Genomic DNA, 21,920 nt, shown 5'->3' on the forward strand with positions numbered 1-21,920 from the left:
AGACTAATAATGCCTCTCGAGTAAAACCGCTTCCAAACGATCGCTTATACGGCTTGGTACTTGTCGTTTGACCTCGTGTACCGCCTCGCCAATGGCATTAACTAAGGCAGACACATCAGCACTTCCATGACTTTTTATCACAATGCCGCGCAATCCTAGCAAACTTGCGCCGTTATACTGGTCGGGGTTCAGTGTTTTTAGTTCATTAAATAGTCCAGAAAACAATATTCTGGCTATCCAACCCTTTATCGACGAAGCCATCATGCTGGTTTTTATTTTTTCGATAAACAGCTGCGCTGTCCCTTCGCTGGCTTTCAAACAGACATTGCCGACAAATCCATCGCACACAATTACGTCTGCTACGTTCTTTAAAATTTGGTTCCCTTCAATGTAACCGACAAAGTGAACCGCTTGTGTTTGCGATAGCAGTTCAGCGCAACGTTTCACCAAATCATTGCCTTTCGTTTCTTCCTCACCGACGTTCAATACCGCAACACGCGGGGGGCGACTTAAATGCTCTTGCGCTAAAGCTGACCCCATAACCGCAAACTGGAAAAGCGTATCGGCATCGCAAGAAACGTTGGCACCGAGGTCCAACATCCAGCTTTTCCCCCCTGTAACGGTAGGTAACGCGGAAATCAAAGCAGGTCGGTCAATGCCCGGCAGCAGTTTAAGAATAAAACGAGAAAGGGCCATGAGTGCGCCGGTATTGCCACCGCTGATACAAGCATCGGCTTTTGCATCGGCAACCAACTCAATCGCATGACGCATTGAACTGCCTTGGCTGTTACGCAAGGCTAAAGAGGGTTTTTCTGAGTTAGATATATTGCGTTCGCAGTGTTCAATACGCAAGCGATCGCTAGGCTTATAGCCCACTAAGGAAAGTTGAGACGTGATCTGTTGTTGATCACCTGTAAGAATCACTTTTAGCTCTGGGAAATGAGACAGTGCCTGCACGGCGGCAGGCACTGTGACGCGTGGACCGAAGTCCCCGCCCATTGCATCAAGTGCAACGGTAATACTTTGCAAAGGATCAACCTTACTTGTTGATAACCTTTTTACCACGGTAGTAACCTTCAGCAGTTACGTTGTGGCGTAGATGAGTTTCACCAGAAGTCGCGTCTACAGATAGAGCAGCTGTAGTTAGCGCATCGTGTGAACGACGCATACCACGTCTTGAACGTGTTTTACGGTTTTGTTGTACGGCCATTGACCCTACTCCTATGTTATGGGTTCAGCGTAAAGCTTATCGCTTTAGGCTTTTTAAAACGTCGAACGGATTTGGTTTTGTTTCCTCAATTTCTTCAGGAATCTCACCAAACACCATGTTATTTGAATCAACGCTACAATCCGCTTCGTCGTGCATTGCGATTTGAGGTAATTCAAGGATGAACTCATCTTCAACTAGTTGTATGAGATCGACTTCGCCATATTCGTTAAGATCTACCAAATCGTAACATTCAGGGGCATCTTGCTCACTTTTCTCACTGTAATAAGGAGTATAAGTAAACTGCACTTCACTCAGATGTGTGAAGGTCTCATTACAACGCTGACATTCTAATTCGACTTCGATGTTAGCTTTACCAGAGATAACAACGAGTCGCTGTTCATCTATCTCAAATGACAAATAGACTTCTGCGTCGCGTTTTACGCCTTCGGTCATTTCAGCTAGGCGCTTAAACAGACTGGCTTGGATGATGCCATCGTAATCCAATCTTTTCTGCGCGGCTTTAGCTGGATCCACCGTTCGCGGTATTTTTACCTTTTGCATAGGGCGCGAATATTATCTTCCAAAAAGAATTTAGTCAAAGGAAAAGGCAAAAAAGTTGTACTTTTTTGCGCTTGTTATACAGAGCATTAGCACGCTCCTACAGCAATCCGTTATGCTATCAGAAATGCTCCATCAAATTGTAAGCCAAAATGAAAAATTACCAACTAGTTTTAGCATCTACCTCACCATTTCGTCAGCAACTGCTGGAAAAACTGGCAATTCCTTTTTCAACTCTCTCACCACACTGCGATGAAACCCCGCTTGAAGGCGAGTCCCCACAGCAGTTGGTCTTGAGACTTGCCGAAAGCAAAGCGCAATCCTGTCAAATCAATCAACCAAGCTTGGTGATAGGCAGCGATCAAGTGTGCGTTATTGACGGTAACATTGTTGGTAAACCTCATAATCGACAAAATGCCATCGCACAACTGACCGCTCAAAGTGGCCAATCCATTGTGTTTTATACTGGGTTGGCGGTTTACAACAGCGAAACCGGAGAAACACGCTCTTGTATTGATGAGTTCAAAGTGCATTTTCGGCCACTGACCCAAGCGCAAATTGAGTGTTATGTCGATAAAGAGCAGCCATTCTTCTGTGCAGGCAGTTTCAAAAGTGAAGGATTAGGGATTGCATTGTTTGAGAAGTTGGAAGGCAAAGATCCCAATACCTTAGTTGGCCTACCCTTAATCGACCTCATTGACTTACTGGCTCAACAAGGCATGCACGTTTTGGGTTGATACAAAAAAGGGATGATTCGCTCATCCCTTTTTCCTTATCGACTGGTTCGCAATGATTGAACGACCTTTTCCAACTGCTCTCCCATCGGTGCGTTGATTTCCATTATTTGCTCTGTCGCCGGATGTGTAAAACGAATATTGGCGGCATGAAGGAACAAACGGTTCAGTCCATGCTGAGCGGTATAAGCATCGAAACGTCGATCACCGTATCTGTCATCCCAGGCAATTGGATGACCACTGTATTGTGTGTGCACTCGGATTTGGTGTGTGCGCCCCGTAATTGGGCTGGCTTGTACTAGGGTTGCCTGTGGAAACTGTTCAATCACCTTGAAACGCGTTTCCGATGGCTTACCGTTTGGATTGACGCGCACAATGCTGTTCACTTCGTTTTTCAACAATGGGGCGTTAACCACTTTACAGCTGTTTTTCCACTCTCCCATCACCAGTGCAAAATAGTATTTCTGTACTGTTTTCTCACGAAACTGCGCTTGCAAATGACGCAGAGCTGACCGTTTTTTTGCCACCAAAAGAATACCAGAGGTATCACGGTCGATGCGATGCACTAGCTCAAGAAAGCGCGCTTCTGGTCGCAGTGCACGTAGCGCTTCGATGGCACCAAACTTGAGACCACTTCCACCATGAACAGCGGTACCTGAAGGCTTATTTAACACCAACAGATGATCGTCTTCATAAATGATCAAATCTTGCAGTTCAGCCACTTTGTTGAGTTTGGTGCTCGGAGCGGCTTCTTGCTCTTTTTGTTCGATCGTAACAGGTGGGATACGCACTGAATCGCCAGCAGCCAGCTTATATTCCGCCTTTACACGTTTTTTGTTTACGCGCACTTCCCCCTTGCGCACGATTCGGTAAATCATGCTTTTGGGAACATCTTTTAATTGGTTGCGTAAAAAGTTATCAATACGCTGACCAGCCATATCGTCGTCAATTTCGACAATTTGGACTTGGGTTCTAATTTCATTCATGGCGCTATTCTAAACATAAACTCGCTAGTGTTCACTTCAATGTTGCTGTCACGACAAAGCCAAGTGACCAAAACTTACAGAACTGGGCATTTTATCTGTTTTTGATGGGTAGGAAAACTAAGGAATTTTATCGGCGTCATTCAGATACTCGCTAAAAGTTACTCACAGGTTACTAATAAACCTAACGTTGTTTATTAAACAATCAGTTAACTGACTCAAAATTGAATGAAACACGAAAAATTTTCAACGTTTGCCGCAATGCTCGTTGCTGATATCAACGCGCACTGCTATAGTTCACAGCTGCAAAGGTAGGTCTGGTTGAATTTTAGGCAAAACCGACCAATTATCCACAAGCAATTGAGTAGTTTGTCGGTGTTTGAATGCAGCAATTGGCGTAAGACATATCAAAACTGACATAACTGTCACACTACTCGTCGCACACTCATGTTGAGTAATTACCGATATTAATACGGGTCACAGGCATTTACTTGTTTGTGATGACTGACGTGCCCCTAGAGCATCCCCTTCCAGCCGTGAGGCTGCAACGCGTAAACCACGGGATCTGGCACCATGAGATAGCGATAATCGATGACAGATAATTAAAGACAAATAAAGATAAAGACAACGAGAAATTATCAATGAAAAGAATGTTGATTAACGCAACTCAAAAAGAAGAGTTGCGTGTCGCGTTGGTTGATGGCCAGCGACTTTACGATTTGGATATCGAAAGTCCAGGACATGAATCAAAAAAAGCAAATATCTATAAAGGACGTATTACCCGTGTTGAACCTAGCCTGGAAGCTGCATTTGTAGATTACGGTGCTGAACGTCACGGTTTCCTTCCTCTAAAAGAAATTGCCAAAGAATACTTCCCTGATGGTTACTCTTACCAAGGTCGTCCAAGCATCAAAGAGGTGCTGACTGAAGGTCAAGAAGTCATCGTCCAAATCGAAAAAGAAGAACGCGGTAGCAAAGGTGCTGCACTAACCACCTTTATTTCCCTAGCGGGCAGTTACTTAGTTCTGATGCCAAACAACCCACGTGCTGGCGGTATTTCTCGTCGCATCGAAGGGGATGAACGCACTGAGCTGAAGTCTGCACTGAGTACACTAGAACTGCCACAAGGTATGGGTCTGATCGTACGTACTGCAGGTGTTGGTAAGAGCGCTGAAGAGCTAGAGTGGGATTTAAACGTTCTGCTTAAGCACTGGGCCGCCATCAAAGATGCTTCTGAATCCAATCCAGCACCGTTCTTGATTCATCAAGAAAGTAACGTCATCGTTCGTGCGATCCGCGACTATCTACGCCGTGACATTGGTGAAATCCTTATTGATAGCAACACCATCTATGAACGTGCCAAAGAACACATTCAGTTGGTTCGCCCAGATTTCGTTAATCGCGTTAAGAAATACGACGGTGAAGTGCCACTGTTTAGCCACTACCAGATCGAAAGCCAGATTGAATCGGCATTCCAACGTGAAGTGCGTTTGCCTTCCGGTGGCTCTATTGTTATCGATCCAACAGAAGCGCTGACATCTATCGATATCAACTCTGCTCGTGCAACGAAAGGCGGTGATATCGAAGAAACGGCGTTGAACACCAACCTTGAAGCGGCAGACGAAATCGCTCGCCAGTTGCGTCTTCGTGACCTTGGTGGCCTTGTGGTGATCGACTTCATCGATATGACACCAGTACGCCATCAGCGTGAAGTAGAAAACCGCCTGCGTGAAGCTGTTCGTCTCGACCGCGCTCGCGTTCAAATCGGTCGTATTTCGCGCTTTGGTCTATTAGAGATGTCTCGTCAACGCTTGAGTCCGTCTCTTGCAGAAGCAAGCCATCATATCTGTCCTCGTTGTAGTGGCACAGGTGTGGTTCGCGATAATGAATCTCTCGCACTTTCTGTTCTTCGTCTTATCGAAGAAGAAGCACTTAAAGACAACACAGCGCAAGTATTGGCTGTTGTGCCAGTACCTATCGCCTCTTACCTTCTTAACGAAAAACGTCGCTCTGTGAACCACATTGAACGTATTCAAGAAGTGAAGATCACCGTTGTTCCAAATTCAGACATGGAAACACCGCATTTTGAAGTGATTCGTGTGCGTGAAGGTGAAGAAGTCGATTTGCTCTCATATTTATTGCCGAAAAAACTTGAAGCACTTCGTGAAGCTGAAGGTAAAGAAAGCGGTGAATCCGACTACAAACCAAAGAGAATTGAAGAGCCTGTATTGAAAGGCTTCGCTTCTCCAGCTCAATCTGTGCCTGCTCCAGCACCCAAAGCAGCAACGGTCACAACAGTTGTAAAAGAGACAGCAAAAACTGAAGAACAACCGAGCTTATTCGGTCGCTTTATCAAAGCATTGGGTAACTTCTTATTCGGCGCTACCGAAGAGAAAGTAGACACTGAAAAACAAGAATCGAAAGCTGAGGCTGACAAAAACAATCGCCGTCCAAGACGAGACCGTAACGATCGCCGCCGCAATAACCGTGACACTCGTGAAACACGTGAGCCTCGTGAACCGCGTGATCGTGATGGTAAACGTCGTCAAAGAAATCGTGATGAGAATGTGGTTGAGGCACTAGATGATTCAGTGAAGCCACGTCATCAACAAAAGCGCAAACCAAAGCAAACGCCGAATAATAAAGCCGAAACAGCTGTTATTGAGAGCAAAGCGAACGCTAAGGTAGCAGAGAAAGGGTTACAACTGGCAGCAGATGCGCTTGGCGGGTCAAACCAAGAAACGCAAAAAGCGAACTCAAACGCCAAAGCTGAAAAAGTGAAAGAGCGTCGTCAGCGTCGTAAACTGAACAAACCTTTGCGCGTTAAAGATCAGATTGAACAAAGCGAAGAAACTGAACTAGATACCGTTTTGGCGGTTCAGGCTGAAATCACACAGGCTCCAGCGGCTGTAAAAGCAGAAAAAACGACCATTGAAAATGTGGACGACGCAGAAGGCAATGACGGCGAAGAGAAGCCTCGTCGTAATCGTCGATCTCCTCGCCATCTACGTGCCAGTGGCCAGCGTCGTCGACGCGGACGTGATCGTCGTCCTAACCCATTCCGCTTACGCAAAGGTGGTGTAGCTTCACCTGAGATGGCCATGGGCAAAGTGATGCCTCGTTACATTCCAAAACCAATTGCTAAGAAAGAAGAAGTGGTTAAGGACGTTGTTAAAGAAGCAGTAGTTGCGTCTCCAGCCATTGTGCCAGCAATTCAAGGTGGGTTTGCCTGCCCTGAAATGGCCATGGGCAAAGTCATCATTCGTCGTGATGTTGACGTAGCACAAACACCAGCGGAAGCGAAGCCAAAACGTTCTAGATCGAGAAGCAACCGTGCCGCTAAACCGGCAGTCGTTGAGATGAGTATCGAAGATCAAAGCGTTGTAGTAGCTGAGATTGTAGAGTCAGCTCCTGTCGTCGCATCAGAGAATGTTGATGTTGCTGTGCAAGTTGACGTTGTTACAAACAATCCTCAACGTGAGGAGTTAGCACCAGCTGTTGAAACGGTTGAAGAACCAACTCCTGTCACTCAAGAAGCGAGCATTCTTGAAGAGACGGCAACGGTACAAGTTGATGAGACGCCAGTTGTAACAGTAGTACAAGCGGTGAAAGCACAAGCGTCAGCTCCAATGACCAAGGCACCTGGCCCTCAAGAGCTTATTGAGATCCAAGTTGTTGCGGCACCATTTAGAGCAGAGCGCTATCAACAGCGTGGCGCGGGTAGTCAAGTAGCGACGAGTCAAGCCTCAGCAGCTATGACGAAGCCAGAAATGGTGTAATGTCTTAATCAGCTAAATAGACAAGGGCTATCTTCGGATAGCCCTTTTTATTACTTATAAATATCCATTCATCGCCCTAATCATTATTGAACTTAATCACACTTTTCTGTAGCATCTTGCGACTCAGCCTTTCGGCACGGGTGCAAACAAGCTCTTTTTTCCTGAGTTAGCGCTACTATAGTGTGTTTATTCAACTCTAGGATGGATTTCAGTTTTACTGTTTTGCGGACTTGTGTCGGGTAAATTCATTTAACGATATTGACCAAAACACATGTTCGAATTTCCTCAGTTTTCAAAACACTCAGTTAAAAATGATGTGTTATCCGGTTTAACCGTCGCGTTAGCTCTAGTCCCTGAAGCGGTAGCTTTTGCTTTCGTTGCGGGTGTCGATCCCATGGTGGGCCTATATGCCGCGTTCATTGTCGGCTTCATCACCTCCGTTTTTGGTGGTCGCCCTGGTATGATTTCGGGCGCTACAGGCGCAATGGCGGTTGTCATGGTTTCGCTTGTTTCTTCGCACGGCGTGCAATACTTGTTTGCCGCCATTATGCTCGCGGGTATTCTGCAAATTGCAGCCGGCCTTTTCAAACTCGGTAAGTTCATTCGTATCGTGCCACACCCTGTTATGATCGGCTTTGTCAATGGTCTCGCTATCGTGATTTTTCTCGCGCAACTCGGCCAGTTTAAAATGGCGAATGCAACAGGTGCGCTTACTTGGTTACCTCAAGATCAGATGTTGCTGATGTTGGGCCTCGTAGCACTTACTATGGCCATCATCTACTTCTTGCCAAAGCTAACTACAGCCGTTCCTTCATCTCTTGTTGCCATTGTAACGGTAACAGCATTAGTGGTTGGTCTTGATCTTGAAACTCGCACAGTGGTGGATTTCCTACGCACCATGTCAGGGGACGAAGGCGCAACTCTCGCGGGTAGCCTGCCGACCTTTGCTTTGCCTATCGTTCCTTTTGATCTGGAAACCTTACAAATCATCTTCCCATACGCGGTGATTCTTGCGGCTATTGGTTTGATTGAATCACTCTTGACGCTCACCGTGTTGGACGAAATGACCAACACACGAGGTCAGTCAAACCGTGAGTGTATCGGTCAAGGTATGGCAAACATGACCTGTTCTGTCTTCGGAGCAATGGGTGGCTGCGCGATGATCGGTCAATCGATGATTAACGTCAATTCAGGAGGACGTGGACGTCTTTCAGGTATCGTTGCAGCTGTCGCGTTATTGATGTTTATTTTGTTTGCATCCGCGCTAATTGAGATGATTCCACTAGCAGCTCTGGTTGGTGTTATGTTTATGGTGGTGATCGGTACGTTTGAATGGGCGACGTTCAAACTCGCACGTCGCGTTCCAAAACAAGATTTCTTTGTGATTGTTCTCGTGACCGTTGTGACTGTGATGACAGACCTTGCGGTGGCAGTTGCTGTCGGCGTGATCGCTTCAGCGTTGATGTTTGCTTGGAACCACGCCAAGCACATTTACGCAGATACCCGTATTAACGAGGAAGGTTCCAAAGAGTACAAGATCCACGGTCCTATTTTCTTTGGTTCAACGGCTAATTTCCTTGAACTATTCAACGCGCAGCAAGACCCAAGCGATGTCATCGTCGATTTTGCCGATTCTCGGGTTACCGATCACTCGGCAATCGAAGCGATCGAAACATTGGCAGAACGATATTCTGCCGTTGGAAAGACGCTGCACTTACGTCATTTGAGCCCAGATTGCCGCAAGTTGCTTGATAAGGCGGGAAGTTTGGTCGAGATTAACGTCAAAGAAGATCCAAGCTATAAAGTCGCCACTGACGTTCTCGCAGGCTAAAGCATAAAGGGGATGATTCATATCATCCCCTTTTTACATTTAATCGCTCACGTCTCCTGCCGCAGGAATGAGCTTATCCAACAGTGCATCACTCGCCACTTCCACTAGATCCAGAACCAAATCAAACCCTTCCTCTCCACCATAATAAGGGTCTGGTATTTCGTCGTATTCTAGGTTCGCGTGACTGAGAAACAGCGAAAGTTTGTATTGATATTTCTCTGGGCAAACTTTGCGTAAGTCGGCCAAGTTTTCTTTGTCCGCTGCTAAGACCCAATCGAAATACTCGAAATCTTTAGCCTCCACCTGTCGTGAACGAATGCGATTGAAGGAATAACCTCTGCGCTGACCAGCCTGCATCGAACGATGATCTGGTGTATTCCCAGCGTGAAATCCGATCGTGCCTGCGGAATCAACCTCAATCTCAATACCTCGTTGCTCCGCTTTCGCTCGCAGCACGGCCTCTCCTGTTGGAGAGCGGCAAATATTTCCCATACAGACAACCAAAATCTTCTTCATTATATCCCCTGTTATATCAGTGGTTTTTCTCAGTTTCTACTTGGTCTATCATAGCCGCAAAATCAAAAAGCTGAAAAGGGATGTCTATGTCTAACGAAAGCGCATCAAGCGAAAGCCTATCCACAGAGCAAGTTAAGGCTCAGCGACACAAAGAGCGCCAACAAAAGGTGAAAGAGCAAGTCGACGCTAAAATCGCTCAAGCTCAGGAAGAAAAGGGACTGCTTCTCGTCATCACTGGCAACGGAAAAGGTAAATCAACCTCCGGTTTTGGCACCATCGCTCGCGCAGTTGGGCACGGGAAAAAATGTGCCGTCGCTCAGTACATTAAAGGAACTTGGGACAATGGTGAGCGTAACTTACTGGAAAAGCTCGGTGTTGAATTTCAAGTGATGGCGACAGGCTTCACGTGGGAAACACAAAACAAAGAGAGCGATACTCAAGCCGCTCAAAAGGTATGGAAAGAGTGTCAGCGTATGCTGCAAGACAATTCGATCGATGTTGTACTCTTTGATGAGCTAACCTACATGATCAGTTACGGCTATATCGAGCTAGAGGAAGTGGTCGAAGCGCTCAACGCTCGCCCAAAAATGCAATCGGTCATCATCACAGGCCGCGGCGCTCATCGCACCTTAATTGAAATGGCAGACACAGTGTCAGAAGTGAAGAACGTGAAACACGCTTTTGAATCTGGCATTAAAGCACTTAAAGGGGTGGATTGGTAAAACAACGCCAGTTTAGCGTCGAGTATCAATGGGTAGTGGCATGGGCCCTACCTTCGTCAATTGCTTTAGTGGGATTCGCGTCATCTCGCTCACAAAATAACAAACCTCACTGTTTCTCAACTATGCTAAACAAGAAACACATTTTAAGAATTTGAGGTATGAGTATGTCAAAGATTCAAACCACGCTGCTGCTCGTGTGTTGCTTTTTGACCTTTTCCATCAATGCCAAAATTACCATCATGACCGAAGATTTCGCCCCTTTTGGTTTTTACGATGCAGACGGAAAACTAACTGGCATTGGCGTAGAGATTGTTCAGCAGTTAGCAAAAAAACTTGATCTGGAGAGCGAGATTCAAGTTCTCCCTTGGTCTCGTGCAATCAAACAGCTTGAACTTATGCCTAACAGAGCACTCTTTTGTGTTGCACGCACACCAGCTCGTAACGACAAGTTCGAGTGGGTTGGACCAATATTGTCAGATGGCGTCTATCTCTATCACAATGACAGTTTTGATTCGTCACAAGAAGACATTACCAGCGCAAAGCAGTGGGAGAGTATCGCTGTAACAGCAAACTATCCTGAGCATCAAACATTAATTGACTTAGGATTTACTAACCTCTGGGTAACGACACAACCGACCGAAAATGCAAGGCTTTTACTTCACAACAGAGTAACTGCAATGGTTGCTGGAGAGTTTGCGATGCCAAGCCTGTTGGAAGCGCAAGGGGGGGAGACCAGTAGTGTTGTTCGTTCAAATATTAGCTTGTTTGATATCGATTTGTACATCGCCTTTTCAAAAGGCACTAACCCTAAAGTTCTCGCTCAATGGCAACAAGCCTTGGAAGAGCTTCAAGCTTCTCAGGAGTATCAAGAAATCAGAAAACGCTACACTAGCTCCAAACCTAAATAATTGAAAGTCTGAGCAAACTCTACCGGTACTCTATTGAAAAGCCAGTGACTCAGATCGTGCACTGGCTTTCTTACTAGGCGTTTCCTACTTAAATAGCCCTTTCAATAAACCATCGACCGCCTCTTTGGTTTTCTCATCCTTGATCTTATCGGTCAGCTTCTCGACTCCGCGATCAATCTCTTTTTGGGCTTTTTGCTTAAACACATCATCAAACACCAACTTGAATTTTGGATCCGCCCAACTGCCTGAAATGTTGATAGGAATTGTTACGTCTCTCAGTTCATCGATGTCCTTACCGCCTTGGCCTTCTAGCGATCCCACAATCGAAGTACTGACCGTAAAATCAACCGTTTGATTGATGTAGTTTGCTTCTCCTTTCCCACGAATACGCAGTAGCGGAGATTGCATGTGCATGTTATTGGTTGTCACCTTGCCTTTGTTCAACATCAACGTTGCCGTCATTGAACTGAAGTCGGTTTTTTGCACCCCTTCGGTGGCGTCTAACTTTTCACCTTTAATCTTGGCGTAGTTTTCACGAATCATCTGCGCGACGTTAATGCCATTGACGGCACCATCAGCAAAATTGATTTCAACTGTACCGACAAGGTTTTTCTGAATACCGCTTGGCGTTAAGCTTGATCCGTTAACATCAACATCGATATTGCCAGTACCTTCCAACTTGTCGTTTTGTGCCACGTCCACCAACAGCGGTTGCACCTGAACACCTTTGATGCGTTTTTTTACACTATAGGTAGCGGGTGATCGACGTGCATCCAGTTTCGCGCTGGCGTTGATAGAACCTTGATACAGATTGGCATCAAAACGATCTAAGGTCGCGATACCACGGTTCACCGTGAACTTGGTGATGACATTTTGCAGCTTGGCATTGTTGGCTTTGAACTTATCAATACTCACTTGGCCAATCACATCCAACGTTTTTAATGCACTTAGGTCAGGCTCGACTTCGTTATTTGCCTCTGGATGCGCGTTTTTGTCATTGCTGCTGTTTGTGCTTGCGGTTTCTTGCGATGGCTGCGTTAGGCCGAGAAATTCATCGAGATCAATCTCTGGGCTGTGCAGTGAAAAGCGCACTTTCGGAATCTCAGCTAACGTCACATCGGCTTTACCGTCTAATGCAATGGCGTTGGCGGTTAGTTTATTCAGCACAAGCGATAGATGGCTGCTTGGCACATCAAAGGTCACCTCAGAGCTCATTGTCACCTTCATTGGCGATTGAGGCAGTGATTTCCCATTTAATTGTGACTCCAACTGGAATGCCTTCACCATCACTGTGCTGATGGCTGCGTCCACATGCAACTGCGCCGAGCCATTGGCCGAAAGCTCCATCCCCGATGCTTGGCCTTTGATTTCAAATGTCAGTGCGTTGTCTTTATCAAACTCGAAGGTGTCCAGTACCAACTTGATGGTATCCATCTTCGTGGCAGGATCGCTAAACTGGCTGTTTAGCTCGATATTACGCAGAGCATAAGAAGACAAATCTTGCGCCAACTGAAATTCAAGCTTGCCATTTGCACTGAACTGTTGCTGGTTGTTTTTTCCTTTGGCTGAAAATTCCGCTTTGGTCCATTGCTCAAAGGCGAACTCTGAAAGTGAGAAATTCACATCATAGAGTTCAAGTGAAGTACCTGCTTGTCGATCTTGGTTAACGAGTTTGGCATTGCTCACCGAGATCCCAGCCAACTCAATACGCCACTCTGCCGCTGCGCCAGCTTGCTGTGGAGCATCCGTAGTGGGCTCCGAGCTCACCTCTTGCTGAGCCGTTTCTTGTTGCGCTTGCTGCTGCTGAGTTAGCGCATCAATATTCTTTTGCCCATCTTTACGCGTCTCTAGATGGAATTCCGCACCATCAAGGCGAACATCACCAATTTGCAAGACTTTATCAAGTAGAGGCATCACCGAGATATCGATCCCAACGCTCTCAACTTTAAACAAGTTTTCTTGAGAAAAGCCCTGAGGATTCTTTAATTCCGTTTTGCCTAGAGAAAAACCAATCGAAGGAAAAAATTGCCATTCAATGTCGCCTTCAATCACCAATTCTAAACCCGTTTGCTTGGCCACTTGTTCGGTGATCAGCGGTTTAAATTGATTGGGGTTCACTAAGGTCACTAGCGCTATCGCAGCCATCACGACAACCGCGATAGGCGCAGCCACAATAAGGAACAGTTTTTTCATATGCGTATTCCTTTGCATGCAAGAGTTGAGACAAGAACAGAGATAACACCTATTTTACGCAGTTCTTGCTCCAAAAAAAGAAAGTGGCACTTAAAGTGCCACTTTCTTAAATAAAAATAAAGCTCGCTGACAAGACAATGACTTAAGCTTTCAATAGTTTTGCAATGTGCGCTTTCAGTACGTCAATCGCGATGCGGTTTTTACCACCACGTGGAACGATGATATCTGCGTACTGTTTAGACGGCTCAATAAACTGCATAAACATTGGGCGAACGGTTTTTTGATACTGTTTGAGTACCGATTCCATCGTACGACCACGCTCTTCCACATCGCGTTTCACACGGCGAAGTAAACAGATATCAAGTGGCGTGTCCATAAACACTGTCGCATGCATCAAATCACGCAGACGAGGATCCGTTAGAAGCAGGATGCCTTCTAGAATGATCACCTTCTTTGGTGTCATCGTAGTGGTGTTTTCAGTACGAGTGTGCTCCGTGTAGCTGTATTCAGGTACTTCAACCGACTCGCCTTTCATTAACTTTTCTAAGTGTTCACAAAGAAGATCGTGATCAAGTGCATTCGGGTGGTCATAGTTCGTTTTAACGCGCTCTTCCATACTCAGATGGCTTTGGTCGTTATAGTAGCAATCTTCCGTAATCACACCGATTTGATGGTCTCCCACCTTTGCACGTAGTTCGTTATAAATCGTACTGGCGATGAGGCTTTTACCAGAAGCAGAAGCGCCAGCAATACCGACGATGACGCATTGACTTTTTTCAGACATTAGTTGCACCCGATGATGATTTTTTGCAGTGGGAATAAGATAAACCGCCTGATTATAAGGAGTTCACTCATTAGATACTAGTCGCTTTTCCCAGTTTCGTGGTGCATTGTGTGTACTACGAAGAATAATAAACCAGGCAAACGTTTACCTGGTCATTATTTATTCTTTAACTCGTAATAAAATCATCCGTCTATACGGGTAAACAGGATCGTTTCAGGCTTTGCCTTACCATTCCAATACATCGAACTGCATATCTGCAAAGCAAGCTGACGGTATATTCTGCCGTGCTCGCTGTCTGGCCTTGCGACCACCGTTGGCACACCCGAGTCGAGATCTTCACGAACACTGATATGCAATGGCACTTGCGCCAACAAAGATAAGCCAAATTGTTGAGCCATTTGCATCGCGCCACCTTGGCCAAAAATGTGCTCTTTGGCACCGCATTGACTGCAAATATGGTAACTCATGTTTTCTACAATCCCTGCCACGGGAATGCCAATCTTTTCAAACATCGCGGCGCCCTTCTTCGCATCGGCTAACGCCAGGTCCTGCGGTGTGGTGACGATAACACTGGTCGTAACGGGAATTTGCTGTGAAAGAGTTAACTGAATATCCCCAGTGCCGGGAGGCATATCAATCACTAAATAATCCAAATCTGGCCACTCAGTTTCATTCAGTAATTGAGAGAGCGCTTTAGATGCCATCGGCCCACGCCAAATGGCCGCTTCATTCTTATCCACCAAGTAACCAATAGAGTTGGTGTAGATGCCGTGCACGAGGATCGGCTGCATCCATTTACCGTCACGAACATCCGGTCTTTGATCGACACTCCCCAACATGATAGGCAAAGAAGGTCCGTAGATATCCGCGTCTAGCAATCCCACCTTTGCGCCTTGAGAAGCGATCGCTAGTGCCAAATTCACCGCTGTGGTTGATTTACCCACACCGCCTTTAGCGGACGTGACGGCAATAATATTCTTAACCCCACGGACAGACTGAGAAACTTGAGTTTCTAACGCCTTAACTTGCTGACCTACCGTGAAAGCAAACGGTGGAACCGCACCACGCTGCTGTTGCTGAACGATCCACTCGCTGAGCGCGTCTTGAAGTTGCTGGGCAGCAAATGGGAGCTGAATGGCGAAAGTGCCATCCGCTTGAACCATCACAACACCATGCACTTCGCTCCATCGCGGAGCTAACGTTTCGTGCTCAAACTGATTCAACCAATGACAAAATTCTTGTTTAGAAGTGAACTGATGCATAACTCCTCCTTTTTCGACATCCTATCACCGAGTCTTGTCTGACTGAACCCCAAAAAAACCAGGTGATTATCCTTGTCAGCACCTTGGACTTAAAGGTTTCCTGAGTTAGTATTACCAATCAATTTTTATACCTATCGAGATAAGCGAATATTAAGTATGGCAAACGATCCAAGAAACTTTCCCCCAAGGAAATTGCTGGTAACTTGTGCCCTTCCGTACGCTAACGGTTCGATCCACCTTGGCCATATGCTTGAGCATATCCAAGCGGACATTTGGGTTCGTTACCAACGCCTACGCGGCAACATTGTAAACTTCATCTGTGCTGACGACGCTCACGGCACGCCAATTATGCTTAAAGCGCAACAGATGGGTATGTCTCCAGAAGAGATGATTGCTGCGGTGAGCATCGAGCACCAAAAAGATTTCGCTGGCTTTGATATTAGTTTCGATAACTATCACAGCACGCATTCCGATGAGAACCGTGAACTGGCGTCTCACATTTATCTGCAACTGAAAAAAAATGGCTTTATTTCAAGCCGTACTATTTCTCAGTTGTTCGACCCTGAAAAAGAGATGTTCCTACCCGATCGTTTCGTGAAGGGAACGTGTCCGAAGTGTAAGTCTGAAGATCAATACGGTGACAACTGTGATGCTTGTGGCGAAACCTACAGCCCAACAGAATTGATCAATCCAAAATCTGCCGTCTCAGGCGCGACGCCAGTGATGAAAGATTCAGAGCACTTCTTCTTCGACCTGCCTCAGTTTGAAAGCATGCTAAAAGAGTGGACTCGCTCTGGCTCTCTGCAAACTGAAACCGCAAACAAAATGCAAGAATGGTTTGAGTCTGGTCTGCAGCAGTGGGATATCTCACGTGATGCACCTTACTTCGGTTTTGAAATTCCAGGCGAAAAAGACAAGTTTTTCTACGTTTGGCTAGATGCGCCAATCGGCTACATGGGTTCATTCAAAAACCTCTGTGATAAGCGTGATGATCTTGATTTCGATGAATACTGGAATAAAGACAGTAAAACAGAACTTTACCACTTCATCGGTAAAGACATCGTTTACTTCCACAGCCTGTTCTGGCCAGCAATGCTAGATGGCTCTGGTTTCCGTAAGCCAAACAACGTTTTTGTTCACGGCTATGTAACCGTAAACGGTGCGAAGATGTCGAAGTCTAAAGGTACGTTCGTGAAAGCGAGCACTTACCTTGAGCACCTTGATCCAGAGTGTCTGCGTTACTACTACGCAGCGAAGCTAAACAGCCGCATTGATGACCTAGACCTTAACCTTGAAGACTTTACTCAGCGCGTAAACGCTGACGTCGTAAACAAAATTGTTAACCTAGCATCACGTAATGCAGGCTTCATTGCGAAACGCTTTGAAGGAAAGCTCGCTGAAAACTTCGTCGAACCAGAGCTTTACAACGAATTTGTTGCCGCAGCAGACCGTATTGCTGAACTTTACGAAGCGCGTGAGTTTGGTCGTGCGATCCGTGAAATCACCGCGTTGGCGGACAAAGCTAACCAATACGTTGATGAAAAAGCGCCTTGGGTTGTGGCAAAACAAGAAGGCAAAGATCAGGAACTTCAGGAAATCTGTTCTGTTGGTATTAACCTGTTCCGCGTTCTAATGACTTACTTGAAGCCAGTTATGCCTGCTCTTGCAGCTCGCACTGAAGCCTTCTTGAATGAAGAGCTAACCTGGGAAGGTGTTGCTCAGCCATTAACAGCACACGAAATTACTGCGTTTAAAGCGCTGTTCAATCGTATCGATCCGAAAAACATTGAAGCCATGATTGAAGCATCAAAAGAAGATGCGGCGGCTGAAATGGCGGCAAAAGAGAAAGCAGAAGCCTCTAATGCAGCTCAAGAGACCGAGCTAAGCAAAGATCCCATTGCCGAAGAAATTGAGTTTGATGACTTCGCAAAAGTGGACCTTCGTATTGCCAAAATCGTTTCTTGTGAATCGGTGCCAAAAGCTGACAAACTGTTGAAATTCCAATTGGATATCGGCGGTGAAATGCGTCAAGTCTTCTCTGGTATCAAAGCGGCGTACAATCCTGAAGATCTTGTCGGCAAGTACACAGTGGTTGTGGCGAACTTGAAACCACGTAAGATGAAGTTTGGTATGTCTGAGGGCATGATCCTAGCGGCAGGCCCTGGTGGCAAAGATCTTTGGATCCTTGAACCACATGAAGGCGCGCAGCCAGGCATGCGCGTGATGTAATTCAACGCTTCAATATTTCAAAGCCCTGCACCCGCAGGGCTTTTTTGTGCCCAAAATCACATTATTAGTGCATCTGATGCACCAAATTAACCATAGACTCAAGTCGGAATATTTCATCTCATTGTTTTATAAAGAGATTTAATATGGCATTAAAACTGCTCCTAACAACGTCAGATAAAGACAGACAAGGAGCCTGTTATGTTTACTTTCCTTTCAGCCTTGGTATCGGTAGTGATACTAGCGTCACTTTTCTATCTTGCACACAAACGTGAGCGCCACCAAGAGAACAAATATCTCACTGTCGCGACCTTGCGAGAAATCGTTCAGCTCGCCAGACAGCACCGGACTGCTACGCATTTGAGCTTGCTCTATAAACAAGTTCATTCCAATGAACTGAGGCATGTTCAAGTAGAGATCATCAATAAGTGCCAAATCCTTATCGATATTGCCCCACATGATAATAAAGCCTTGTATCGAATCTTATTGAACCAGTTTCAATCTCTGTTTGGTACTTGGTGTGAGCAAAGTATCGCAAGAAATCAACTTCTACATGGAAAGCTGATTCGTCACTCTTTGTACCTAATTGATGAAACGACGGTTGCATGGCTATCGGAATGCGAACGTGATGAATTGATTGAAGAATATCATTGCCACTGGCAAGTGGTGATTGAAAACCTTGATGCCCTAACACAATTGAGAATTGTGATTCAAGAGATACACCAACCACAAGGCATTGAACGCTTTCAGTTCAACGCGGAAAGAGTGTTGAGAAGATTAAACCAACTCTCTTTAGTTAGCCCACTCACTATTGCTTCTCCATTTGGCTCTGAGCTCACACGCACCTTAGAAGCCCATGCACAGGGAGAGATGAGAAAAATCAGCAAAGTGGCGATTTATGAGCTCACATCGCAGATTTCAACGATCATTTTCCAATGCTACGACAATATGCTCGATGAGATGATAGAAAGCCTATATCTTCCTTTGCCAAAGTTAGCGATAGCATAATACAGCGACGTTGTTGATACAAAAAAGCAAACCCATGTGGGTTTGCTTTTTATCTCTTAACTAAAGCTCGCTAGCAATCATCTTCGGTGAAATTGGTTGGCAGCTGCTTTTTCATCTCGTTCCAAATCATCGCACTCTCAATACCGTATTGACGAATCAACGCTGGTAACTGTTCACGCTGTCCTGACTCACACGTCAGCAGCAGTTGACGATAGAATTTGAGGGCTAACTCACGAGATGCTGGATTGGAGAAGTAAAAACTCCCCACTCTGTCATAAAGCTTCTTCAAACCGTTAAAGATCAGACCATAAATTTGGTTGCCTGAATGAAACGCCAAGCGTTGGAACAGCATGTAGTCGTAAAAGTTGAAGGTCTTCGCAATCAAGATTTCTTGGCGTTTCGCTTCATCTTTCTCATTGTCTTCTTTTATATTCTGTTGAATTTTGTCTGCATAAGGAGACGATGACAAAAATGCATCCCAAGATTCAGCGGCAACCAATTGTTCGCATGAATCAATAACGGTTTTGATTGTACGCTCAGAGTTCTCTTTATTCACTTTAAAGGCATAGCGCATGAATATCGGGCTGATATTTGTACGTGCTGCAAGCAAATCTTCAACGATATTTGTTGCGTTATCAACGTCTAGTGTCATCAGCGTATCAAGAATGTGCAAACCCGAGGTTTCCATAAACTGATTCACTTTGGTTGGCTTACCATGTTGAATCGTCAACCAACCATCACGAGCAAGTCTTTGTAAAACCTCACGTAGTGTGGTACGCGTAACACCAATCAGTTCAGACAGTTCACGCTCAGCAGGTAAAATTGAACCTGGAGGGAAACGCCCATTCCAGATACTTTCTATGATGTACTTCTCTGCAAAGCCTGCAGGGCTCTTTGCCTTAATGACCATTATATTTGTTGTTCCAATATTTGTTTTGGGTCGAATGGCACTCATCATACCACTACTTCTTCATTTGCGAAAATTTACTATCACAAAATGCAACCAATTCGCAATATAGAGCAAACACTCTAAGTTAAAATGAGCAAAAAATGTCTTTGCTGAATCTGGAAGTCGTCAAAAAATACATTTTACAGTGGGAAGGCCATGCACAAAGCTAGAACAAATAAAGGGTAATAGGTCACATTTTTAAATTCATAAATTGCAAATTAAAATTGAGTTAATCGATTAATACTCTTTCTTAAATTAACTTTTTTATGCTTTGAACGTAAATTATGATGATAAGCGAACTTTTGCATAGTTTGCATGATATACTTGTGCTACTTCGATCGCGTTTTGCGAAATTAAGTCAGCAAATGAAGACAGGATTGGGATTTCCTGTTGACTAAATGTTACTTGAGAGTACAGTTGCGGGCGAAAAAAGAGCGGTGCTTAAGTTCAAGGGAAGTAACTTGGCAAGACTACATTTTCACAAGGATTGTTGTTTTTCTAAGTTATTGTTTATAAAGATAGATATTTCTTCTTTAAAGCATAGGCTTAAGCACTATGTTGTAGTGTCTATTCATATATAAGTTAATAAGAGATTTATCATGCCGATGTCGCTCGGAAACGCTTTTATCAAGAATTTTCTAGGTAAGGCGCCTGATTGGTATAAAATTGCCATCATTTCTTTTTTAATCATTAACCCGATTGTTTTTTTCTTGGTTGATCCATTTATAGCTGGCTGGTTGCTTGTTGTGGAATTTATTTTCACTTTAGCGATGGCGCTTAAATGTTATCCTCTTCAACCTGGCGGCTTACTCGCAATTCAGGCTGTTGTGATTGGCATGACAAGTGCAGATCAAGTCAAACACGAACTCGTAGCGAATATCGAAGTACTGTTACTGCTTGTCTTTATGGTGGCAGGTATCTACTTCATGAAGCAATTGTTGCTATTCATCTTTACCAAGATTTTGTTAGGTATTCGCTCAAAAGCTCTCCTATCACTCGCGTTTTGCTTTGCAGCGGCTTTCTTGTCAGCATTTTTGGATGCACTAACTGTTATCGCGGTTGTCATCAGCGTAGCAGTCGGCTTTTATTCAATTTATCACAAAGTGGCATCGGGTAAGGGCGTCAGTACTGATCACGATCATACCCAAGATGAACACCTTACTGAACTGACCCGCGATGATTTGGAAAACTACCGTGCTTTCTTGCGTTCATTACTGATGCATGCCGGTGTCGGTACTGCGCTCGGTGGTGTTACCACCATGGTGGGTGAACCTCAAAACTTGATCATCGCTGATCAAGCAAGCTGGCTATTCGGCGAGTTTTTAATTCGCATGTCTCCCGTCACTTTACCTGTGTTCATCTGTGGTTTGCTCACCTGTTTTGCGATAGAAAAACTGAAAGTGTTTGGCTATGGCGCTGAGTTACCTGACAACGTTCGCCATATTCTTGTTGAGTTTGATAACGAAGAGCGTAAGGCTCGAACCAATCAAGACGTTGCAAAGCTGTGGGTTCAAAGTCTCATTGCAGTTTGGTTGATTGTTGGCCTAGCACTGCATCTTGCGGCAGTGGGTTTGATCGGCCTGTCGGTGATCATTTTAGCAACCGCATTTACAGGTGTTATCGAAGAGCACTCTCTTGGTAAAGCGTTTGAAGAAGCACTGCCATTTACGGCACTTCTTGCGGTTTTCTTCTCTATCGTGGCGGTAATCATCGACCAAGAGTTGTTTAAGCCAGTTATCGACGCAGTGCTTGCAGTGGAAGACAAAGGCACACAGTTGGCGATGTTCTACGTAGCAAACGGTTTGCTTTCGATGGTGTCAGACAATGTCTTTGTTGGCACGGTCTACATCAATGAAGTGAAAAGCGCCTTGGTGGAAGGTTTAGTGACTCGCGATCAGTTTGATTTGCTTGCGGTCGCGATTAACACAGGTACTAACTTACCTTCAGTGGCCACACCAAACGGCCAAGCGGCGTTCCTATTCTTGTTGACTTCAGCACTCGCACCATTGATTCGTCTGTCTTACGGCAAGATGGTTATCATGGCTCTGCCATACACGATTGTACTGGCTCTGGTTGGCTTGTTCGGCATCGTCTTCTTACTTGAGCCTATGACAGCTTGGTTTTACGACGCAGGTTGGATTGCTCACCATGTGGGTGAGGCAACTCACGCAGTTTCTGGCGGACATTAAATTTTTAGTTTGCTAAAGAAACTTATCCGAGATAAAAAGCTCTGAGTATTCAGAGCTTTTTTATTGAA

General features: G+C 45.2%; 17 protein-coding genes. 8 read left to right on the forward strand and 9 right to left on the reverse strand.

All coding sequences use genetic code 11. The features are described 5' to 3' along the window. Positions 1-3 precede the first annotated feature (3 nt). From plsX to yceD, 3 genes are read right to left on the reverse strand one after another with little or no spacing between them, the layout of a single operon-like run. Positions 4-1,029, reverse strand: a complete 1,026-nt coding sequence (gene plsX, locus LZU85_RS09355; RefSeq protein ID WP_237286937.1) for a phosphate acyltransferase PlsX — start codon at positions 1,027-1,029, stop codon at positions 4-6. A 10-nt stretch (positions 1,030-1,039) separates the two neighbouring features. Continuing rightward, complete coding sequence (gene rpmF / locus LZU85_RS09360) at positions 1,040-1,210, reverse strand: 50S ribosomal protein L32 (RefSeq protein WP_039429829.1); 171 nt, start codon at positions 1,208-1,210, stop codon at positions 1,040-1,042. A 36-nt stretch (positions 1,211-1,246) separates the two neighbouring features. Beyond that, positions 1,247-1,771, reverse strand: a complete 525-nt coding sequence (yceD, locus tag LZU85_RS09365) for a 23S rRNA accumulation protein YceD (protein WP_039447703.1) — start codon at positions 1,769-1,771, stop codon at positions 1,247-1,249. Positions 1,772-1,920: 149 nt separating this feature from the next. Between yceD and LZU85_RS09370 the strand changes: the two genes are divergently transcribed. Further along, the gene (locus LZU85_RS09370; protein WP_176297255.1) at positions 1,921-2,505 is read left to right on the forward strand and encodes a Maf family protein; all 585 of its coding nucleotides are present in this window, start codon (positions 1,921-1,923) and stop codon (positions 2,503-2,505) included. A gap of 35 nt (positions 2,506-2,540) precedes the next feature. Here the strand turns inward: LZU85_RS09370 and rluC are convergent, their stop codons facing one another. Beyond that, positions 2,541-3,488 carry a 23S rRNA pseudouridine(955/2504/2580) synthase RluC gene (rluC, locus tag LZU85_RS09375; RefSeq protein ID WP_176297254.1) on the reverse strand — a complete coding sequence of 316 codons (948 nt, stop codon included), beginning with the start codon at positions 3,486-3,488 and terminating at the stop codon, positions 2,541-2,543. Between the two features lie 638 nt (positions 3,489-4,126). On the opposite strand from rluC, the gene rne reads away from it, so the two are divergent. Both rne and LZU85_RS09385 read left to right on the forward strand, forming a co-directional pair. Continuing rightward, positions 4,127-7,264 carry a ribonuclease E gene (gene rne / locus LZU85_RS09380; RefSeq protein ID WP_237286938.1) on the forward strand — a complete coding sequence of 1,046 codons (3,138 nt, stop codon included), beginning with the start codon at positions 4,127-4,129 and terminating at the stop codon, positions 7,262-7,264. Between the two features lie 271 nt (positions 7,265-7,535). Further along, positions 7,536-9,095, forward strand: coding sequence for a SulP family inorganic anion transporter (locus LZU85_RS09385; protein WP_176297252.1), 1,560 nt, complete (start codon positions 7,536-7,538; stop codon positions 9,093-9,095). 39 nt (positions 9,096-9,134) lie between these two features. Here LZU85_RS09385 and LZU85_RS09390 read toward each other — a convergent pair whose 3' ends face one another. Then, positions 9,135-9,611, reverse strand: a complete 477-nt coding sequence (locus LZU85_RS09390; protein ID WP_237286939.1) for a low molecular weight protein-tyrosine-phosphatase — start codon at positions 9,609-9,611, stop codon at positions 9,135-9,137. Between the two features lie 80 nt (positions 9,612-9,691). On the opposite strand from LZU85_RS09390, the gene cobO reads away from it, so the two are divergent. Together cobO and LZU85_RS09400 are read left to right on the forward strand one after the other, a co-directional pair. Further along, positions 9,692-10,333, forward strand: a complete 642-nt coding sequence (cobO, locus tag LZU85_RS09395; RefSeq protein WP_237286940.1) for a cob(I)yrinic acid a,c-diamide adenosyltransferase — start codon at positions 9,692-9,694, stop codon at positions 10,331-10,333. A 164-nt stretch (positions 10,334-10,497) separates the two neighbouring features. Then, positions 10,498-11,241, forward strand: a complete 744-nt coding sequence (locus tag LZU85_RS09400) for a substrate-binding periplasmic protein (RefSeq protein ID WP_176297249.1) — start codon at positions 10,498-10,500, stop codon at positions 11,239-11,241. An 84-nt stretch (positions 11,242-11,325) separates the two neighbouring features. Here LZU85_RS09400 and LZU85_RS09405 read toward each other — a convergent pair whose 3' ends face one another. The 3 genes from LZU85_RS09405 to apbC form a co-directional block, all read right to left on the reverse strand. Beyond that, positions 11,326-13,434, reverse strand: coding sequence for an AsmA family protein (locus LZU85_RS09405; RefSeq protein ID WP_237286941.1), 2,109 nt, complete (start codon positions 13,432-13,434; stop codon positions 11,326-11,328). 142 nt (positions 13,435-13,576) lie between these two features. Beyond that, positions 13,577-14,218, reverse strand: a complete 642-nt coding sequence (udk, locus tag LZU85_RS09410) for a uridine kinase (RefSeq protein WP_011080832.1) — start codon at positions 14,216-14,218, stop codon at positions 13,577-13,579. A 182-nt stretch (positions 14,219-14,400) separates the two neighbouring features. Next, positions 14,401-15,480 (reverse strand): iron-sulfur cluster carrier protein ApbC, encoded by a 1,080-nt coding sequence (gene apbC, locus LZU85_RS09415; RefSeq protein WP_237286942.1) that lies wholly within the window; start codon positions 15,478-15,480, stop codon positions 14,401-14,403. A gap of 156 nt (positions 15,481-15,636) precedes the next feature. Here apbC and metG point away from each other — a divergent pair, with 156 nt between their 5' ends. Then, on the forward strand, positions 15,637-17,709 hold the full coding sequence (metG, locus tag LZU85_RS09420) for a methionine--tRNA ligase (protein WP_103198124.1): 2,073 nt from the start codon (positions 15,637-15,639) through the stop codon (positions 17,707-17,709). Positions 17,710-17,907: 198 nt separating this feature from the next. Continuing rightward, positions 17,908-18,714: a hypothetical protein gene (locus tag LZU85_RS09425; RefSeq protein WP_176297246.1), complete on the forward strand. Its 807-nt coding sequence runs from the start codon at positions 17,908-17,910 to the stop codon at positions 18,712-18,714. A gap of 70 nt (positions 18,715-18,784) precedes the next feature. On the opposite strand, the gene fadR is transcribed toward LZU85_RS09425, so the two are convergent. Further along, positions 18,785-19,624: a fatty acid metabolism transcriptional regulator FadR gene (gene fadR, locus LZU85_RS09430; RefSeq protein ID WP_176297245.1), complete on the reverse strand. Its 840-nt coding sequence runs from the start codon at positions 19,622-19,624 to the stop codon at positions 18,785-18,787. 638 nt (positions 19,625-20,262) lie between these two features. Between fadR and nhaB the strand changes: the two genes are divergently transcribed. Further along, complete coding sequence (gene nhaB, locus LZU85_RS09435; RefSeq protein ID WP_176297244.1) at positions 20,263-21,852, forward strand: Na(+)/H(+) antiporter NhaB; 1,590 nt, start codon at positions 20,263-20,265, stop codon at positions 21,850-21,852. Positions 21,853-21,920: the final 68 nt, after the last annotated feature.

It is taken from the genome of Vibrio floridensis, from assembly GCF_021852965.1.
Lineage (GTDB): Bacteria > Pseudomonadota > Gammaproteobacteria > Enterobacterales > Vibrionaceae > Vibrio > Vibrio floridensis.

What these genes read in the sequence shown, in the direction of transcription:
- nhaB (WP_176297244.1), top strand. Translation starts at nt 20,263, where the DNA reads ATGCCGATGTCGCTCGGAAACGCTTTTATCAAGAATTTTCTAGGTAAG.
- apbC (WP_237286942.1), bottom strand. Translation starts at nt 15,480, where the DNA reads ATGCATCAGTTCACTTCTAAACAAGAATTTTGTCATTGGTTGAATCAG.
- udk (WP_011080832.1), bottom strand. Translation starts at nt 14,218, where the DNA reads ATGTCTGAAAAAAGTCAATGCGTCATCGTCGGTATTGCTGGCGCTTCT.
- LZU85_RS09425 (WP_176297246.1), top strand. Translation starts at nt 17,908, where the DNA reads ATGTTTACTTTCCTTTCAGCCTTGGTATCGGTAGTGATACTAGCGTCA.
- LZU85_RS09400 (WP_176297249.1), top strand. Translation starts at nt 10,498, where the DNA reads ATGTCAAAGATTCAAACCACGCTGCTGCTCGTGTGTTGCTTTTTGACC.
- LZU85_RS09405 (WP_237286941.1), bottom strand. Translation starts at nt 13,434, where the DNA reads ATGAAAAAACTGTTCCTTATTGTGGCTGCGCCTATCGCGGTTGTCGTG.
- cobO (WP_237286940.1), top strand. Translation starts at nt 9,692, where the DNA reads ATGTCTATGTCTAACGAAAGCGCATCAAGCGAAAGCCTATCCACAGAG.
- rluC (WP_176297254.1), bottom strand. Translation starts at nt 3,488, where the DNA reads ATGAATGAAATTAGAACCCAAGTCCAAATTGTCGAAATTGACGACGAT.
- LZU85_RS09370 (WP_176297255.1), top strand. Translation starts at nt 1,921, where the DNA reads ATGAAAAATTACCAACTAGTTTTAGCATCTACCTCACCATTTCGTCAG.
- metG (WP_103198124.1), top strand. Translation starts at nt 15,637, where the DNA reads ATGGCAAACGATCCAAGAAACTTTCCCCCAAGGAAATTGCTGGTAACT.
- yceD (WP_039447703.1), bottom strand. Translation starts at nt 1,771, where the DNA reads ATGCAAAAGGTAAAAATACCGCGAACGGTGGATCCAGCTAAAGCCGCG.
- rne (WP_237286938.1), top strand. Translation starts at nt 4,127, where the DNA reads ATGAAAAGAATGTTGATTAACGCAACTCAAAAAGAAGAGTTGCGTGTC.
- fadR (WP_176297245.1), bottom strand. Translation starts at nt 19,624, where the DNA reads ATGGTCATTAAGGCAAAGAGCCCTGCAGGCTTTGCAGAGAAGTACATC.
- LZU85_RS09390 (WP_237286939.1), bottom strand. Translation starts at nt 9,611, where the DNA reads ATGAAGAAGATTTTGGTTGTCTGTATGGGAAATATTTGCCGCTCTCCA.
- rpmF (WP_039429829.1), bottom strand. Translation starts at nt 1,210, where the DNA reads ATGGCCGTACAACAAAACCGTAAAACACGTTCAAGACGTGGTATGCGT.
- LZU85_RS09385 (WP_176297252.1), top strand. Translation starts at nt 7,536, where the DNA reads ATGTTCGAATTTCCTCAGTTTTCAAAACACTCAGTTAAAAATGATGTG.